Below are 17107 nucleotides of genomic sequence, written 5' to 3' on the forward strand. Positions count from 1 at the left end.
CGTCTACTTCTTCACGTTCGACGCGTTGGCGTTTAGGCCGAGGCCGTCCTTGCCGGTGAGGTGCAGGGTGCGGTGGTCGATCTCGTACGTCACCGTCGTGCCGAAGAGCTTCACCAGGTGCTGCTCGGCCTTCATCACGTCGCCGTCGCACATCTTGCGGGTGAGGCGCGGGGTGCCGAGCTCGATCTTGCCGTCGGTGACCTCGGCCTTGGCGTTGACGGTGTTGCAGCCGAGGTTGCCGTGGACCGTGCCGGCCTTCTCGTCGAAGATCAGGTGGGCCTTCTCGGCCTTGCCGGAGCCCTTGGGCAGGGAGGTCGCCACCTCCTTCTCCACGGTCGCGGTCAGCATCCACTTGGTGCCGTCCAGCTCGGCGGGCGGTTCGGAGGTGAGCGTGATCGAGTCGCCCTTGGCCGTGGTGAGGGTCAGCTTGTCGCCCTTCACGGAGGCCTTGAGCTTGCCCTTGAGCGCTTCGGTCAGGGTCGTCTCCAGCTTGTCGATCTCGTCGCCGCAGGACATCTCGGTCTTGGCGATCTTGTCGACGGTGATGGTGTCGCCCTTGACCTCGGCGACACCGCCGAAGCCGTTGCATCCGAAGTTGCCCGAGACCCGGCCCTTCTTGTCGAAGGCGACGTGTGCCTTGGTGCCCGGGGCGTCGGTCTTCTTGCCGCCGGCCGTGACGCTGTCCACGGTCCAGTGCGTGCCGGTCACGGGCACGCCGGGGTCGGCCGGGGCGGCTCCGGCGTCGGTCTTGTCGGCTCCGCAGGCCGTGAGCAGCCCCAAGGCCGCTGCGGCACTGACGGCTCCGACGGTGCTGAGGGTCTTTCGCTGCGTTTGCATGCCGGTGTGACGGAGGAGGTGGGGTGATCGGTTCCGTTCTTTTTCCGGTCACCCCTCGCCGACAATCGCTCCTGGCCCGTCAGCCCATGACCGCTCGTGGCCCATCAGCCCATGACCGCTCCTGGCCCGTCAGCCCATGACCGGCAGGACCGCCGACAGGTCCGCCCGCTCGCCGCTGGCCGTGACCTTCGCGGCGTCGAGCGCGGCGGCCCACTCCGTACGCCCCGTCGCGAGCCTGACCCAGGTCAGCGGGTCCGTCTCCACCACGTTGGGCGGGGTGCCGCGGGTGTGGCGCGGGCCCTCGACGCACTGGACCACGGCGTACGGCGGGATGCGCACCTCCGTCGCACCGCCGGGGGCCTTCGCCGCAGCCGCGTCCGCGAGGAGCCGGGTGCAGGCGGCGAGGGCCTGGCGGTCGATCGGGATGTCGATGCCCGCCGCCCGGTTCAAGTCGTCGGTGTGGACGACGAGTTCGATGGTGCGGGTCACCAGGAAGTCGCTCAGGTCCATGGCGCCGAGCCGCGTCGCCAGCGTGCGGTGCGGGTCGGCCGTGGCGAGTCGGTCGTCGAGGTCCGCCGTGGTCCGCTCGAACAGCTCGTCCAGCTGCTCCGGGGCGCGCGCCGCGAGCTCGGGGACGACATCGGCCAGCGCCCCGGCGAAGGGGAGGGTGGCCGACGGCCAGTCCAGGAGCCCCAGGTCGGGCTTGGCCGGCTCGGCGTCGTCGATGTGCCGGACCACGGCGGACACCGCCATGTCGATGTGCACCAGGAGTTCGCGCACCGTCCAGGCACCCAGGTGCGTCGGACCCGCGAGCTGCTCGGGCGTCAGGGCCTTCGCGGCCTCCCGTACGGCGCCGAACTGGGCCCGGACGGCCGCGACGGTCTTCTTCGGGTCGTAGGTGCGCGGACGCTTCTTCGCAGGCGGCATGCGAAAACCCTACGTCCGGCGGACGAACCCCCGTGGGCGAACGCACTTCGGCCCCGCCCGGAGCAACCGGACGGGGCCGAAGCCGCGTACGTACGAGAGGAACCTCAGGCGAGCAGCCCGGGCACCGTCTCCTCGTGGGCCGTGCGCAGCTCGCTCAGCGGGATGCTGAACTCGCCCTGCACCTCCACGGAGTCACCGTCGATCACGCCGATCCGCGTGGCCGGAAGCCCGCGTGCCCCGCACATGTCCGTGAACCGGAGCTCCTCGCTGCGCGGCACCGCGACGATCGCGCGGCCCGCCGACTCGGAGAGCAGGAACGTGAACGCGTCCAGGCCGTCCGGCACGACGAGCCGCGCACCGCGACCACCGCGCAGGCAGGACTCGACGACCGCCTGCACGACACCGCCGTCGGACAGGTCGTGCGCGGCGTCGATCATGCCGTCGCGCGAGCCGGAGATCAGGATCTCGGCGAGCAGCTTCTCCCGGTCCAGGTCGACCTGCGGCGGCAGACCGCCGAGGTGCTCGTGGACCACCTGCGACCAGGCCGAACCGCCGAACTCCTCGCGGGTGTCGCCCAGGAGGTAGAGCAGCTGGCCCTCCTCGGCGAAGGCGATCGGCGTGCGCCGCGTGACGTCGTCGATCACACCGAGCACCGCGACGACGGGCGTCGGGTGGATGGCCGTCTCCCCGGTCTGGTTGTAGAGGGAGACGTTTCCGCCGGTCACCGGGGTGCCCAGCGCCAGGCAGCCGTCCGCGAGACCACGGGTGGCCTCGGCGAACTGCCACATGACCGCCGGGTCCTCGGGCGAGCCGAAGTTGAGGCAGTTGGAGATGGCGAGCGGCTTGGCGCCGGACGCGGCGACATTGCGGTACGACTCGGCGAGCGCCAGCTGCGCGCCCGCGTACGGGTCGAGCTTCGCGTACCGCCCATTGCCGTCGGTCGACACGGCCACACCGAGGTCGGTGTCCTCGTCGACGCGCACCATGCCGGAGTCCTCCGGCTGCGCGAGGATCGTGTTGCCCTGTACGAAACGGTCGTACTGGTCGGTGATCCACGCCTTGGACGCCTGGTTCGGCGAGGCCACGAGCTTGAGGATCTGCTCCCGCAGCTCGGCCGCGTTCGCCGGGCGCGCGAGGGCGTTCGCGTCGTCGGCCTGCAGCGCGTCCTGCCACTCGGGCCGGGCGTAGGGCCGGTGGTAGACCGGGCCCTCGTGCGCGACCGTGCGCGGCGGTACGTCGACGATCTGCTCGCCGTGCCAGAAGATCTCCAGGCGCTCGCCCTCGGTCACCTCACCGATGACGGTGGCGATGACGTCCCACTTCTCGCAGATCTCCAGGAAGCGGTCGACCTTGCCGGGCTCGACGACCGCGCACATGCGTTCCTGCGACTCGCTCATGAGGATCTCCTCGGGCGAGAGCGTCGCGTCGCGCAGCGGCACAGTGTCCAGTTCGACGCGCATGCCGCCGGAGCCGGCCGAGGCCAACTCGCTGGTGGCGCAGGAGAGTCCGGCGCCGCCGAGGTCCTGGATGCCGTCCACGAGGTCCTCGCGGAAGATCTCCAGGGTGCACTCGATGAGCAGCTTCTCCTGGAACGGATCGCCGACCTGGACGGCCGGGCGGCGCGAGGGGCCGGTGGAGTCGAAGGTCTCACTCGCGAGGACCGAGACACCGCCGATGCCGTCGCCACCCGTACGAGCCCCGTACAGGATGACCTTGTTGCCGGTGCCGGAAGCCTTGGCGAGGTGGATGTCCTCGTGCTTCATGACGCCCACGCAGAGCGCGTTGACCAGCGGGTTGCCCTGGTAGCAGGCGTCGAAGACGACCTCGCCGCCGATGTTGGGCAGGCCCAGGCAGTTGCCGTAGCCGCCGATGCCCGCGACGACGCCCGGCAGGACGCGCTTGGTGTCGGGGTGGTCCGCGGCGCCGAAGCGCAGCGGGTCCATGACGGCGACCGGGCGCGCGCCCATCGCGAGGATGTCGCGCACGATGCCGCCGACGCCGGTCGCGGCGCCCTGGTACGGCTCGATGTACGAGGGGTGGTTGTGCGACTCCACCTTGAAGGTGACCGCGTAGCCCTGGCCGACGTCGACCACACCGGCGTTCTCGCCGATGCCGACGAGCAGCGCATCGTTCTCGGGAGCCTTCTCGCCGAACTGCTTGAGGTGCACCTTGGAGGATTTGTACGAGCAGTGCTCGGACCACATCACCGAGTACATGGCGAGCTCGGCGCCGGTGGGACGGCGGTCGAGGATCTCGCGGATGCGCTCGTACTCGTCCTGCTTGAGGCCGAGTTCCTTCCAGGGCTGCTCGGACTCGGGGGTCTCGGCGGCGTGCTTGACCGTGTCGAGCGTCATGCGTTGGCCCCCTTGAGGAGGTTCTTCAGGATCGAGGTGAAGAAGCCGAGCCCGTCGGTGCGGCCGGTGCCGACCAGCGGCTCGACGGCGTGCTCGGGGTGCGGCATCAGACCGACGACGTTGCCCGCCTCGTTGCTGATGCCCGCGATGTCACGGAGCGAGCCGTTCGGATTCACGTCCAGGTACCGGAAGGCGACGCGGCCCTCGGCCTCCAGCATGTCCAGGGTGCGCTCGTCGGCGACGTACCGGCCGTCGATGTTCTTCAGCGGTACGGAGATCTCCTGGCCGGCCGAGTAGTCGGAGGTCCAGGCGGTCCTGTCGGTCTCGACCCGCAGCTTCTGGTCGCGGCAGACGAAGTGCAGATGGTTGTTCCGCAGCATCGCGCCGGGCAGCAGATGAGTTTCCGTAAGGACCTGAAAGCCATTGCAGATGCCCAGAACCGGCATTCCGCCCTTGGCCTGCTCGATGATCGTCTCCATCACCGGCGAGAACCGGGAGATCGCCCCGGCCCGCAGATAGTCGCCGTAGGAGAAACCGCCGGGAAGGACCACGGCGTCGACCTGCTTCAGGTCCTTGTCGCGGTGCCACAGCGGCACCGCTTCCGCGCCGGCGACACGGACCGCGCGCTGAGTGTCACGGTCGTCGAGCGTGCCGGGAAAAGTGACGACTCCGATACGGACATTCCCGCGGCCCGCAGGGCCTCCGTTGAGGGTGGTGGCGGGCGACGGGTGGGAGGTCACTTCGGCTCCCCGGCAGCTGCGGGCTCTTCGACCTTGACGACGAAGTCCTCGATGACGGTGTTGGCGAGGAACGTCTCGGCCATCTCGTGGATACGGGCGAGGGCGGCCTCGTCGACCGGCCCTTCGACCTCGAGCTCGAAGCGCTTTCCTTGACGTACGTCCGCGATGCCCTGGAATCCCAGGCGCGGCAGTGCACGCTGCACCGCCTGTCCCTGGGGGTCGAGGATCTCGGGCTTGAGCATGACGTCGACTACGACGCGTGCCACTGGCACTCCCGGTGTGTGGTGCGTGAGAACGGTTCCTTCAGCGTATCCGACGGAAATTTCTACGCGCATAGATTCGTAGGGTCCTACGTGATGGCCGTCACTTTAGGGAGACGCGGAGCACCTGCCGGGGAAAATCCAGGAAAAATTCCGTGCAGGCATTGCCACACCCATTGCGCGCGGACACGCGGACGTATTCAGTCGGACTTCCCCATGCATTGCCTCGCCCTGTACAAAGGAAATGGCAATACCTCGGGACAGTCCGCGCACTGCCCCGGAAATACCCGGGGAAGAGCCGCAACACAGCCGAACAGTCGGCCATCACCGCATGTCAGCGCGGTGAGTCCGCATGAAGGGACCGATATTCGTGGCGCAGCGTGTCGTGGTCACTCTCTCTGACGACATCGACGGCGGAGAAGCGGCGGAAACGGTCGCCTTCGGTCTCGACGGCAAGTCGTACGAGATCGACCTCAATCCAGCCAATGCCAAGAAACTGCGCAAGGCGCTCGCCCCCTACCTGCAGGCGGGCCGCAAGCAGGCGCGGACGAGCCGGGCAGGCAAGCCGGGCAAGGAGTTCAAGCACACCGCGGTGACCGCCGACCCCGCCGCGGTCCGCGCGTGGGCCCGATCGCACAAGATGGACGTCCCGGCCCGCGGGCGCATCCCGAAGAAGGTCTACGAGGCGTTCGAGGCCGCCAACTGACCGTCTCCGCACGGGTGCTGCGGCGACGCTCCACGAGCTCGTCGCGGCAGCCGACTTGCACATCACCCCCGCAGGTCGGCTAAAGTCTGGAGCGCGCCGCGGGGCGAGGCCGGAAGGCCGGACTCCACGGAGAACGCGCGGGTGTAGTTCAGTAGTAGAACACCCCCTTTCCAAGGGGGAGGCGCAGTGTGCAATTCCTGTCACCCGCTCTGCATCGAGTTACCGACTACTCCGGTGGATCAGGTACCCTGGTGTTCGCGCCGACCAGTGAAAGCCTGTCGGAGGCAATGCGAACGTAGCTCAGTTGGTAGAGCGCAACCTTGCCAAGGTTGAGGTCGCGAGTTCGAACCTCGTCGTTCGCTCAGAGAACGAAGGCCCCGGTCCAGCGGACCGGGGCCTTCGTCGTGTCCCAGTCGTGTGCGCCTCCCAGTCGTGCGCGCGTCCCGTCTGACATTTGTCATGCACGCTCGTGACAGCGCGCACTGCCACCGGCCCGGCGCCCGCGAAATGCTTGAGCATATGAACACCGATGACCACGTGATCGAAGTCACTGATCTGCGTCGTGTGTACGGGGGCGGTTTCGAGGCCGTACGGGGAGTCTCCTTCGCCGTCGGCCGCGGCGAACTCTTCGCCCTGCTCGGCACCAACGGCGCGGGCAAGACCTCCACCGTCGAACTGCTCGAAGGCCTGGCCCGGCCCTCCGGGGGACGGGTGCGGGTGCTCGGGCACGACCCGTACGCCGAGCGCGGCCGCGTACGCCCCCGGATCGGCGTGATGCTGCAGGAGGGCGGCTTTCCCTCCGAGCTGACCGTCGGCGAGGCCGTCCGCATGTGGGCCGGGTGCACCAGCGGCTCCAGGCCCACGGGAGAGGCCCTGGAACTCGTCGGCCTGGGCCACCGGGCCCGCGTACGCGTCAAGCAGCTGTCCGGCGGCGAGAAGCGGCGGCTCGACCTCGCGCTCGCCCTGCTCGGACGGCCCGAGGTGCTCTTCCTCGACGAACCCACCACCGGTCTCGACGCCGAAGGGCGCGTGGAGACCTGGGAGTTGGTGCGGGCCCTTCGCGCCTCCGGCACCACCGTGCTGCTCACCACGCACTACCTCGAAGAGGCCGAGTCGCTCGCCGACCGGCTCGCGATCATGCACGCCGGGCAGCTCGCCGTGAGCGGCACACCCGCCGAGGTCACCGCCGCGCAGCCGTCCCAGATCAGCTTCGAGCTGCCCGACGGCTACCACCTCGGCGATCTGCCGCCGCTCGGCGCGCTCGGCGTCACCGCGCACGAGACGGAGGGGCGGAACGTGAAGCTCCGTACCGACGCGCTCCAACAGGCCGCCACCCAGCTGCTGTTGTGGGCGCGGGACGCCGGTGTGGAGCTGCGCGGACTCGATGTGCGGTCCGCCTCGCTGGAAGAGGCCTTCCTGCGGATCGCGCGGGACGTCAAGCAGGAAGCACGGGACGCCCGTGGACCCCGGGACAAGGAGAAGGTGGCATGAGCGCCGCGACCACGACCGCAGGACCGACCGCAGGACCGACCGCAGGACCGTCCGCAGGACCGGGCACGACCGCCGCGGGGCGCCTCGCGGCCCTGGGGAAGGCCGAGTTGACGCTGCTCGGCCGCAGCAAGGGCATGCTCGTCACCGCGCTCGTCATCCCGCTGGTGCTCCCGCTGAGCGTCCAGCAGACGCTCAAGGGCGACATCCTGGAGAAGGCCGGGCTCAGCATGGGCACCGCCATGCTCACCGCCGGCATCGGCTTCGCGATGCTCTTCGCGGTGTACGCGGCGCTCGTCAACATCTACGTCGCCCGCCGCGAGGAACTCGTCCTCAAGCGGCTGCGCACCGGCGAACTGCTCGACCGGGAGATCCTCGCCGGGACCGCGCTGCCCGCCGCCCTCATCGGGCTCGTGCAGTGCGTCGTCGTGGCCGTCGCGTGCACGGCGCTCATCGACCTGGAGGCGCCCAAGGCCCTCCATCTGGCCGTCCTGGGCGTGCTGTTGGGGATCGTGCTGATGGTGGCGCTCGGCGCGGTGACGGCCGCGTTCAGCCGCACCGCGGAGAGCGCGCAGGTCAGCAGCCTGCCGCTGATGTTCGTCTCGATGATCGGCTCCGGCATGACCGTGCCCTTCGAGATCTTCCCGGACCGCCTGGCCTCCGTACTGGAGCTGCTGCCCCTGTCCCCCGCGATCCGGCTCGTGCGCGGCGGCTGGACCGGGGAGCTCTCCGCGTACGAGGCACTCGGTGCCGTCGCCACGGCGGTGGCCTGGGTGGTGCTCGCGGTGTTTGCTGTACAGCGGTGGTTCCGGTGGGAACCGCGGCACTGAGCGGGGAGTGAGTGGGACGGTGTTCGTGCGGGTCAGGAAGTTGCGGGTCAGGAAGTGGCGTGAGGGCAGTGCCCTGGACCGGGTCGACCTCTACACGCGCGCGACCGTGTACCTCCTGGTCTGGGCCGCCGTCCCCGCCGTGATCGCCCTGTCGGTGACGCGGCCGGTGCGGGCGAAGGCCCCGGCGGTGCTGATCGCCGTCGTGATCCTGATCGCGCTCGGGGTGGGCTGTCTGGCGATCCGGCTGATCCGGAAGGCGTTCCTCCAGTATCTGGGGGTCGCGGACGTGCCCCGCCGGGAGGTGCAGGTGGGGGCCGCGCTCACCGGCGCCCTGCTCGTGGGCCTGCTCGCACTCGGCGGGCTCGCCGGGATGGCGAAGTACCCGATGCTGACGACGGCCCTCGGCTGCGCCACCATGCCGTTCCTCTGCGCCTACGCCCTGATCGTCCCGGTGCGTACGGCCGTCAAGCGGATCCTCGCGCTGAACGCAGTGCTGTGCGCGGCCGTGTGGCTGATGAGCGGGAGCGCTCCGCTGACGGCGGCCGCGCTGATCTCCCTCACCTTCGCGGGCGGCTGGATGTCGATGACCGTGCGCTGCTCGGGCTGGGTCCTCGGGGTGATGTACGAGCTGCGCGAGGCCCGCGACATCGAGACCCGCCTGGCCGTCGCCGAGGAGCGGCTGCGGTTCGGGCGCGACCTGCACGACGTGCTCGGCCGCAACCTCGCCGTGGTCGCCCTCAAAAGCGAGCTCGCCGTGCAGCTGGCCCGGCGCGGCCGGCCCGAGGCGGTGGAGCAGATGATCGAGGTCCAGCGGATCGCCCAGGAGTCGCAGCGCGAGGTCCGCGAGGTCGTACGCGGCTACCGCGAGACCGGACTCGGCGCCGAACTCGCGGGTGCGCAGGGCGTGTTGAAGGCCGCCGGGATCGACTGCCGGGTGTTCGGCGCGGAGGCCGCCGACGCTCTGCCACCGGCCGTGCACGCGGCGCTCGGCTGGGTCGTCAGGGAGGCCGCCACGAACGTACTGCGGCACGGGGACGCGGAGCGCTGCACGGTGGCCCTGCGCGTGACCGACGACGACGGCCCCACCGCGATCCTGACGGTCGAGAACGACGGCGTCCGGCACCGGTCCGCGCCGCCCGGCACCTCGCGCGGCTCGGGCCTCGTGGGCCTGCGCGAGCGGCTCTCCGGCGTGGCCGGCGCCCTGGAGGCGGGCCCGACCGGGGACGGCCACTTCCGCCTTACGGCCGAGGTGCCGCTGACCGGCGCCGCGGCCACGATCGGGACGACCCCGGGAGCCCCGGGAGCCCCGGCAGCACCGGCAGCACCGGCAGCACCGGCAGCACCGGCAGCACCGGCAGCACCGGCAGCACCGAACGCGCAGAACGCGCAGAAAGCACAGAAGGCACGAGAGGAATCCCGGTGACGCCCGTACGCGTACTGCTCGCCGACGACGAGCATCTGATCCGGGGAGCGCTGGCCGCACTGCTCGCACTGGAGGACGACCTGAGCGTGGTCGCCGAGGCCGCCTCTGGCCCGGAGGCGCTCGCCATGGCGCGGGCGCACCGGCCGGACGTCGCGGTCCTCGATCTGCAGATGCCGGGCGCCGACGGTGTGATGGTGGCCACATCTCTGCGGTCCGAACTCCCGGACTGCCGCACCATGATCGTGACCAGCCACGGCCGTCCCGGACACCTCAAGCGGGCCCTCGAAGCGGGGGTGCGCGGCTTCGTACCGAAGACCGTCAGCGCGCGGCGGCTCGCCGAGATCATCCGTACCGTCCATGCCGGAAACCGTTATGTGGACCCGGAGTTGGCTGCCGACGCGATCACCTCGGGGGACTCTCCGCTGACCGCGCGGGAGGCCGAGGTGCTGGAGTTCGCGGCCGACGGAGCGCCCGTCGCGGAGATCGCGGAGCGGGCCGCGCTGTCGCAGGGAACGGTCCGCAACTACCTCTCGTCCGCCGTCTCGAAGCTCTCCGCCGAGAATCGTCATGCGGCAGTGCGCATCGCACGCGAGCGAGGTTGGCTATAGTGGAGGTGCACCGACGCGGTGCACGCCTTGCGGACGTAGCTCAGTTGGTAGAGCGCAACCTTGCCAAGGTTGAGGTCGCCAGTTCGAACCTGGTCGTCCGCTCTTGATCGAAGCCCCGGCGCCATCGGCGCCGGGGCTTCGTCGTTCAGCCTCCGTCGTTCACGGCCTCACCAGGAAGTACCGGTGAGCTTCTCGTACGCCTCGATGTACTTGGCGCGGGTCCGCTCCACCACCTCCGCGGGCAGCGCGGGCGGCGGCTGCTCGCTCCCGCGGTCCCAGCCGGAGGCGGGCGAGGTCAGCCAGTCCCGGACGTACTGCTTGTCGTACGAGGGCTGCGCGCGGCCCGGCTCCCAGGTCGCGGCCGGCCAGAAGCGCGAGGAGTCCGGCGTGAGGACCTCGTCGGCGATCACCAACTCCGTACCGTCGAAGCCGAACTCGAACTTGGTGTCCGCGAGCAGGATGCCGCGCTCCCGGGCGATGTCGCGGGCCCTGCCGTACACGTCCAGGGTCGTGCGGCGCAGCTGGGCGGCGGTCTCCGCGCCGACCTGGCGGGCCACCTCCTCGTAGCTGACGTTCTCGTCGTGCTCGCCGACCTCGGCCTTCGTGGCGGGCGTGAAGATCGGCGCGGGCAGCTCGGAGCCGTCGACGAGGCCCTCGGGCAGAGCGAGGCCGCAGACGGTGCGGGACTGCTCGTACTCGACGAGTCCCGAACCCGTGAGGTAGCCGCGCGCGACGCACTCCACCGGGATCATCTTCAGCGACTTGCAGACCAGGGTGCGGCCCGCCCAGTCGGCCGGGGCGCCCTCGGGCAGCTCCGTGGAGAGCACGTGGTTGGGCACCAGGTCGGTGAGCTGGTCGAACCACCAGAGCGACAGCTTCGTGAGCACCCGCCCCTTGTCGGGGATCACGCTGGGCAGCACCCAGTCGTACGCGGACATGCGGTCGCTGGCGACCATCACGAGGTCGCCCGCCTCGTTCTGGTACAGCTCGCGCACCTTGCCGGTGTGCAGATGCACCAGACCCGGAACCTCGATCGGCTCGGGCTTTTCAACGAATCCGGACACGGTTCCTCCCCGTGGTTTTGGCCAATGCCTGCATTCTCCCGTACGCGGGGGGCTGCTTTCGGCCAGGGGCGGGGCGGGCACTGTTGTGCGGCCGGGGTGTCAGTCTCGCTTGCAGATGCGGTCGAGGAGGTTGGCCGTGGCGCGCTGGATGCGGGCATCGACGTGGCCGGGGCGGTCCAGGGCCGGGGACCAGGCGAAGGTGCCGGAGGCGAAGACCAGGGCGCCGGAGGGGGCGCGGTAGAGCGAGGTCTCCTGGTGGCGGAGGACCCCTTCGCCGTCCTCGTACGGGGAGTGGGCGAGGAGGATGCGGCCGCGGTGCTCGGGGAGGGCGGTCCGCGGGAAGTAGCGGTCGGCCTCCCCGGCGACCAGGCCCTCCAGCTCATCGCCCTCGTGCGCCCCGGTCGCCTCCCACAGCCAGTGCTCGGCGTTGCGCACGATCAGCGGGGCGGGCTCGGGTACGCGGCCCGCGTACTGGATGCCGAGGAGCTGCTGCTCGGCCCGGTCCACCTCGCGCCACAGGGCGGGGCGGCCGGGGCCTCTGCGCTTGCGGCAGGTCAGCAGCCGGTCGGGCACGCCGGACGGGGAAGGGCTCAACTCCACCTGCCAGTACATGGTGTTGGCGGAGAGGAAGACCAGGGACGTGCCGCCGTCTCTGGCCTGCTCGGCGGTGCGGCGCATCGGCACCGACCAGTACTCGTCGTGGCCGGGGAAGACCAGGCCGCGGTAGCGCGCGGGGTCGACGCGGCCCGCGTGCAGGTCGCGGGCGTCGGCGTACGCCAGGTCGTATCCGTACCGCTCGGCCCAGCGGATGAAGTCGTACGCGTGGCCCACGTGCAGGGGGAGGCCCGCGCCCGCGTACGGCCGGTCGAAGGAGACCGTGGCGGCGGCCTCGCTCTCGCCGAGCAGCCGCCCCTCATCGTCCCAGGCGTGGTAGAGGCTGGCGCCGGTCCGGCCGTCCTCGGGGTAGAGGTTGTACGCCTGCCACGTGATGTCCGGGAGGAGCAGGAGCAGGTCGGCCGGGCGGTCGTCGCGGACGGTGAAGGGGATGTGCGAGCGGTATCCGTCGGCGGTGGTGAGGACCGCCACGTACGCCCCGACGTTCCAGTGGCTCGGGATCTGCAGGCGCCAGGAGAGCCACCAGTGGTGGCAGGAGACCGTGCGGTCCGCGGTGAGCGGGGGCGGCTGGACGATGCCGGAGAGGCGCGGGCTGGTGGTGATCTTCGCGGCGCCGTCGCCGGCGTAGTGCCCGATGCGGTAGACGTCGACGCCGAACTCCTGCGGCGGGTCGACCGTCACGTGGAAGTCGATCGCCTCCCCGGGCGCCACCGCTCCGGTCGACGTGAAGCCTTTGATCTGCCGGTGCACGTCGTCGGCGGTGCGCGGACCGGCCGTCGCCGTGCTGCGGGGGTGCGGGATCTCGGGTGCCCTGCGGGTGGCGGTGTGCGCCTCGGCGGGCTGCGTCCCGGCGGGCTGCTGCGTCTCTCCGGGCTGCGTCTCTACGGGCCGCGCGGGGGCGAGGTCCACGTACCAGGGGACGACCTTGCCGGTGTCGTCGAAGTAGTGCTCGCTGCCGCGCAGCCAGGGCAGCGGGCCCTGGCCGAAGGGGTCGGTGACGCCGTGCGCGAGCGCGCCGGACTCCCAGCGCGGGATCGGCCGCTTCGGGCCTCGGGTCTCCGAGGCTTGCTGCTGTGTCTGATGCTGTGCCTCGTGCGGTGTCTCCCGCTCCGTCCCCATGGCGCCCCCCTTCTTCGCTCCCTCGGGTTCTGCGTTTTTTGCGGATTGTGACTATGGCTGCGACTGCTGCTGCGATCTAGCGTGCGGTTCTGCGGTCTGCGATCTGCGTTTCCCGGTCGCCGTCCAGCGGGTGTGCGTCTGGCCTGCGCCAGGCCTGCTTCCGGCCTTCGTCGGCCGTGCACAGCACATCACATCACGCATGCGCACCGTCACCCTTCGTCGCGAAATTCAGGGTTTCTCAGGGGTGTTGGGGGCATATCGGGGCTTGTACCCCGACGGCTGACACGGTCTGCGCCGGGTCTGCACGGCCTACACCAGGCGTACCGGCTTCTCCGGGCGCACGCCCAGCTCCTTCAGCCAGCCGCGCAGCGGCTCCGGGTCCCCGTCCTCCACGAGGCTCTGCACGCGGGGCGTGAGGTCCACGGCACGCTCACCGGAGACGAGCAGCGTGGGCCCGTCCAGCCAGTCGAGGCCGGGCGCGGCACCCGCGGTGTCGACGGCAGCGCAGCAGATCATCGCCAGCACGTGATCCGTGAGCAACTCGCGGCCCGAGCGCGGCGGTTGCAGCGGGAAGAGCGGCAACTGACCGTCGCTCCACAGGGCTTCGTCCGGCCCGCCCCCGGGTGCCGCGGGTACCGGAACGGCTGCCTCCTCCCGCGCCACCTCAGCGGTGAGCCGCGCGGCCAGAGCAGCGGTCTCGGCCGACTCCGGCACCTCCAGCGGGGGGTCGGGGAAGGTCGCGGTGTCGGCCTCGGCGAGGTCGGGCTTGGCCCGCGTACCGACGGCGGAGGTGGAGGTGGAGGCGGAGGCGGAGGCGGCCGAAGCGGGTGCCGGGGCGCCGATGGAGGCTGTGCTGCCGTTCGGCCCGGTGCCGGGGGACGCGGTTCTGGGGGCTGCCGTGCTCGGTCCGGCGCCGGTCGGTCTCGCTGCCAGGTGTTCCATGATCCGGGCGAGCGTGGGCGGCTCGGGGTCGCCCTTCGCCGTACTCGCACCGCTTGCATCCGTGCTCGCACCGCGTGCGTCCGCACTCGCAGCGCGTGCGTCCGTGCTCGCACCGCGTGCGTCCGCACTCGCAGCGCGTGCGTCCGTGCTCGTGGTGGCCGCGTCCGCACCGGCCGCGTCCGTGCTGCGTACGCCCAGGTCGTTCAGTACGCGATGGAGGCGGGCGGCGTCCGTGCGCCACTTCCGGTCGACGACCTCCTCCGGATACTCCTGCCAGCCGACCGGCGCCCAGTCCGGCCCCCGCTCGGCGGGCCCGCCATGGAAGAGGCGGGCGGCGAGCAGCGACGTGGCCTCGTCCACCACGCCCGGCTCCTCGAGGAGGTCACAGGCGGGGCGCTCACCCAGCCGGGAGGCGAAGCCCTCCGCGAGGCGGTCGCGCCGGGACAGCTCGGTCAGGGCGGCGACCACTCCGGCGTCCAGGCGATCCGGCCAGCGGCCCATGCGCCAGGCGGGCAGCGCGACCCTGGTGAGCAGCCGGTCCCAGCCCGCGTACGCCAGGCCCACCTGCTCCTGGGCGACGATCCGCAGGCCGTAGTCCACCGACTTCGCGCGCTCCGCGGCGGCTGCGGCGACGCCGCGCTCCATCTCGGCGGCGTGCCCGCGGCAGGCCCGCAGCAGCAGCCGGGAGACCCAGCCGACCCCGGCCAGGACGACTCGCGGCACCGAACCCCGGCCCGGCTTCGAGGCCACGGCGACCGCCGCGTCCAGACCTCGCACGAAGCGCCGGGCCGCCGCTATGTCGGGGTGGGCGGAGGGTCCCGTACCGGCCACGACGGGGGCCAGGACCGCGCGCAGCTCGGCGACCCGCATCCACCACAGGAAGGGCGAGCCGATGACGAGCACGGGCGCGGGCGGCACCGGGGCGGTCCCTTCGGCTGTCCGGGAGCCGGAATCCGCGGTGCAGCGGTCGGACGGCGAGCCCTCGACGGCGGTGCGGGGCGGGCCGTGAGCCGGGTGCGTACGGTCCTCCAGCCAGCTGTCGCAGTCGGGCGTGAGCGCTATGGCGGAGGGCGCGGGGACCTCCAGCCGGTCCGCGAGATCGCGCACCAGGCGGTACAGATCCGGGGCGGACTCCTCCGCGATCGGGACCGTGGGACTGACGGCCGGCCGCGCGCGGGCCACCACGAGGGCGACGCCCGCCGCGGCGAGCAGCACGAGCAGCGCGGCGCCCGTCACGATCCACCGGACGACGTCCCAACTCCCGCCGCCGATACGGCCGGTGACGCCTCCGGCCAACAGCACCACGGCCACAGCCGCGGGCAGCACGGCCACCGCGATCGCCCGGCTGCGCACCCGCAGCACGGCCAGCGCACGGAAGCGCGCCGCCTGCGCGCCCATCTCGCCCTCCATACCGGTTCCGGACACGGCCGGACGTCACCCCCTCTGCCCTGCGACGGCTTTGCTCACTCCCCCACTGTGGCACCCACCACTGACATCGCAATGCCGGTGGGCCAAGTGCCGGAATGCTTGCGCCGCACCCTAGTTGGGGCCTCGGGGCACGTCAGCCGGATGGGCCACCGGTCACTCGATGGAATGGCTTTGGCTAAAGGTGGGTGACGATCACGGCCCCGATCGGGCGTCAGATCGGATCCGGCTCGCGAGAGGCGCACGCGGGGCGGGTACGGGGCGTACGCGGGACCAGTACGGGGCGTACGCGGGACCGGTGCGGGGCGTACGCGGGACCGGTGCGGGGCGTACGCGGGACCGGTGCGGGGCGTACGCGGACCCACGGGGCGTACGCGGGACCAGTACGGGTCGTGGTCGGCGGCGCGCTCTCCGGGCGTACGAACGCGGACTGCGGGGGGCCGTGAAGGTCACGGCCCCGCGCAGTCCGGTGCGGTGCGGGCGGGCGCTGGTCAGCCGGCGGTCGGCGTCCCGGCGGCGGCCTTCGCCGCGATGTCGGTGCGGTGCTGTCCGCCGTCGAGCCGGATCCGGGCGACGGCCGCGTAAGCGCGCTCCCGCGCCTGGGCGAGGTCGCCGCCGGTCGCGGTCACGGACAGCACGCGACCGCCCGCGCTGACGACCGCGTCGCCGTCGCGCTTGGTGCCGGCGTGCAGCACGTACGCGTGCGGGGCGTCCTGCTCCGCCACCTCGCCGAGGCCGTCGATGGGGTCGCCGGTGCGCGGCGTGCCCGGGTAGTTGTGCGAGGCGACGACCACGGTGACCGCGGCGTCCTCGCTCCAGTTCAGCGGGGGCTCGTCGGCGAGCGTGCCCTCTGCGGCGTGCAGCAGGACTCCGGCGAGCGGCGTCCGGAGGCGGGCCAGAACGACCTGGGTCTCGGGGTCGCCGAAGCGGGCGTTGAACTCGATCACCCGCACACCGCGCGAGGTGATGGCGAGGCCCGCGTACAGCAGTCCGGAGAACGGCGTTCCGCGGCGCCGCAGCTCGTCGACCGTGGGCTGGAGAACGCTCTCCAGGACCTCGTCGACCAGCTTCGGGTCGGCCCACGGCAGCGGCGAATAGGCGCCCATGCCGCCGGTGTTGGGGCCTTCGTCGCCGTCGAGGGCGCGCTTGAAGTCCTGGGCGGGGGTGAGCGGCAGCACCGTCACACCGTCGGTGATCGCGAAGAGGGAGACCTCGGGGCCGTCCAGGAACTCCTCGATCACCACGCGCTCGCAGGCGTTCGCGTGCGCCCGCGCGGCCTCCAGGTCGCCGGTGACGACGACACCCTTGCCCGCGGCCAGTCCGTCGTCCTTCACGACGTACGGAGCGCCGAACGCGTCGAGCGCCTCGTCGACCTCGGCCGGGGTGGTGCAGACGTACGAGCGGGCCGTGGGCACACCGGCAGCGGCCATGACGTCCTTGGCGAACGCCTTGGAGCCTTCCAGCTGCGCCGCCTCGCCGGACGGGCCGAAGCAGGGGATGCCCGCCGCGCGCACGGCGTCGGCGACCCCCGCGACGAGGGGCGCCTCCGGGCCGACCACGACCAGGCCGGCACCTAGCTCGGTGGCGAGCGCGGCCACGGCGGCGCCGTCGAGGGCATCGACCGCGTGCAGCTCCGCGACCTCCGCGATACCGGCGTTGCCGGGCGCGCAGTGCAGGGCGGTGACCGCCGGGTCGAGGGACAGAGAGCGGCACAGGGCGTGTTCGCGGGCGCCGCTGCCGATGACGAGGACCTTCACACGTGCAGCCTA

At 71.6% G+C, this 17107-nt stretch carries 14 protein-coding genes and 3 tRNA genes; 8 read left to right on the plus strand and 9 right to left on the minus strand.

The features are described 5' to 3' along the window. Window positions 1-3: 3 nt before the first annotated feature. From QIT00_RS27565 to purS, 5 genes are all read right to left on the minus strand, one after another. Window positions 4-837: an META domain-containing protein gene (locus QIT00_RS27565; RefSeq protein WP_282538123.1), complete on the minus strand. Its 834-nt coding sequence runs from the start codon at window positions 835-837 to the stop codon at window positions 4-6. 129 nt (window positions 838-966) lie between these two features. Continuing rightward, on the minus strand, window positions 967-1764 hold the full coding sequence (locus tag QIT00_RS27570; protein WP_282538124.1) for a maleylpyruvate isomerase family mycothiol-dependent enzyme: 798 nt from the start codon (window positions 1762-1764) through the stop codon (window positions 967-969). Between the two features lie 104 nt (window positions 1765-1868). Continuing rightward, the gene (gene purL, locus QIT00_RS27575) at window positions 1869-4118 is read right to left on the minus strand and encodes a phosphoribosylformylglycinamidine synthase subunit PurL (protein ID WP_282538125.1); all 2250 of its coding nucleotides are present in this window, start codon (window positions 4116-4118) and stop codon (window positions 1869-1871) included. Beyond that, window positions 4115-4792, minus strand: coding sequence for a phosphoribosylformylglycinamidine synthase subunit PurQ (gene purQ / locus QIT00_RS27580; protein ID WP_282538160.1), 678 nt, complete (start codon window positions 4790-4792; stop codon window positions 4115-4117). Before purQ ends, purL begins: the two co-directional genes overlap by 4 nt. Before the next feature lie 62 nt (window positions 4793-4854). Next, window positions 4855-5124, minus strand: a complete 270-nt coding sequence (gene purS / locus QIT00_RS27585; RefSeq protein ID WP_282538126.1) for a phosphoribosylformylglycinamidine synthase subunit PurS — start codon at window positions 5122-5124, stop codon at window positions 4855-4857. 364 nt (window positions 5125-5488) lie between these two features. Between purS and QIT00_RS27590 the strand changes: the two genes are divergently transcribed. From QIT00_RS27590 to QIT00_RS27625, 8 genes are all read left to right on the plus strand, one after another. Then, window positions 5489-5824 (plus strand): histone-like nucleoid-structuring protein Lsr2, encoded by a 336-nt coding sequence (locus QIT00_RS27590; RefSeq protein ID WP_282538161.1) that lies wholly within the window; start codon window positions 5489-5491, stop codon window positions 5822-5824. A 137-nt stretch (window positions 5825-5961) separates the two neighbouring features. Further along, window positions 5962-6033: transfer RNA gene (locus QIT00_RS27595), tRNA-Gly, on the plus strand. An 80-nt stretch (window positions 6034-6113) separates the two neighbouring features. Beyond that, window positions 6114-6186, plus strand: a tRNA-Gly gene (locus QIT00_RS27600). Between the two features lie 157 nt (window positions 6187-6343). Further along, window positions 6344-7315, plus strand: coding sequence for an ABC transporter ATP-binding protein (locus tag QIT00_RS27605; RefSeq protein WP_282538127.1), 972 nt, complete (start codon window positions 6344-6346; stop codon window positions 7313-7315). Continuing rightward, a complete protein-coding gene (locus QIT00_RS27610; RefSeq protein WP_282538128.1) occupies window positions 7312-8142 on the plus strand; it encodes an ABC transporter permease in 831 nt (276 codons plus the stop codon). The genes QIT00_RS27605 and QIT00_RS27610 overlap by 4 nt, the downstream gene beginning before the upstream one ends. Window positions 8143-8149: 7 nt before the next feature. After that, window positions 8150-9565, plus strand: a complete 1416-nt coding sequence (locus tag QIT00_RS27615; RefSeq protein ID WP_282538129.1) for a sensor histidine kinase — start codon at window positions 8150-8152, stop codon at window positions 9563-9565. Next, window positions 9562-10173, plus strand: coding sequence for a response regulator transcription factor (locus QIT00_RS27620; protein WP_282538130.1), 612 nt, complete (start codon window positions 9562-9564; stop codon window positions 10171-10173). The genes QIT00_RS27615 and QIT00_RS27620 overlap by 4 nt, the downstream gene beginning before the upstream one ends. A gap of 29 nt (window positions 10174-10202) precedes the next feature. Continuing rightward, window positions 10203-10275: transfer RNA gene (locus QIT00_RS27625), tRNA-Gly, on the plus strand. A 65-nt stretch (window positions 10276-10340) separates the two neighbouring features. On the opposite strand, the gene QIT00_RS27630 is transcribed toward QIT00_RS27625, so the two are convergent. The 4 genes from QIT00_RS27630 to purD all read right to left on the minus strand — a co-directional run bounded on the left by QIT00_RS27630 (window position 10341) and on the right by purD (window position 17095). After that, window positions 10341-11237, minus strand: a complete 897-nt coding sequence (locus QIT00_RS27630; protein WP_282538131.1) for a phosphoribosylaminoimidazolesuccinocarboxamide synthase — start codon at window positions 11235-11237, stop codon at window positions 10341-10343. 99 nt (window positions 11238-11336) lie between these two features. Beyond that, the gene (locus QIT00_RS27635; protein ID WP_282538132.1) at window positions 11337-12971 is read right to left on the minus strand and encodes a N,N-dimethylformamidase beta subunit family domain-containing protein; all 1635 of its coding nucleotides are present in this window, start codon (window positions 12969-12971) and stop codon (window positions 11337-11339) included. Between the two features lie 309 nt (window positions 12972-13280). Continuing rightward, on the minus strand, window positions 13281-15323 hold the full coding sequence (locus QIT00_RS27640; RefSeq protein ID WP_282538162.1) for a hypothetical protein: 2043 nt from the start codon (window positions 15321-15323) through the stop codon (window positions 13281-13283). Between the two features lie 506 nt (window positions 15324-15829). Next, a complete protein-coding gene (gene purD / locus QIT00_RS27645) occupies window positions 15830-17095 on the minus strand; it encodes a phosphoribosylamine--glycine ligase (protein WP_282538133.1) in 1266 nt (421 codons plus the stop codon). Between the last annotated feature and the right edge of the window lie 12 nt (window positions 17096-17107).

It is taken from the genome of Streptomyces luteolus (assembly GCF_029968015.1).
Classification (GTDB): Bacteria; Actinomycetota; Actinomycetes; order Streptomycetales; family Streptomycetaceae; genus Streptomyces; species Streptomyces luteolus.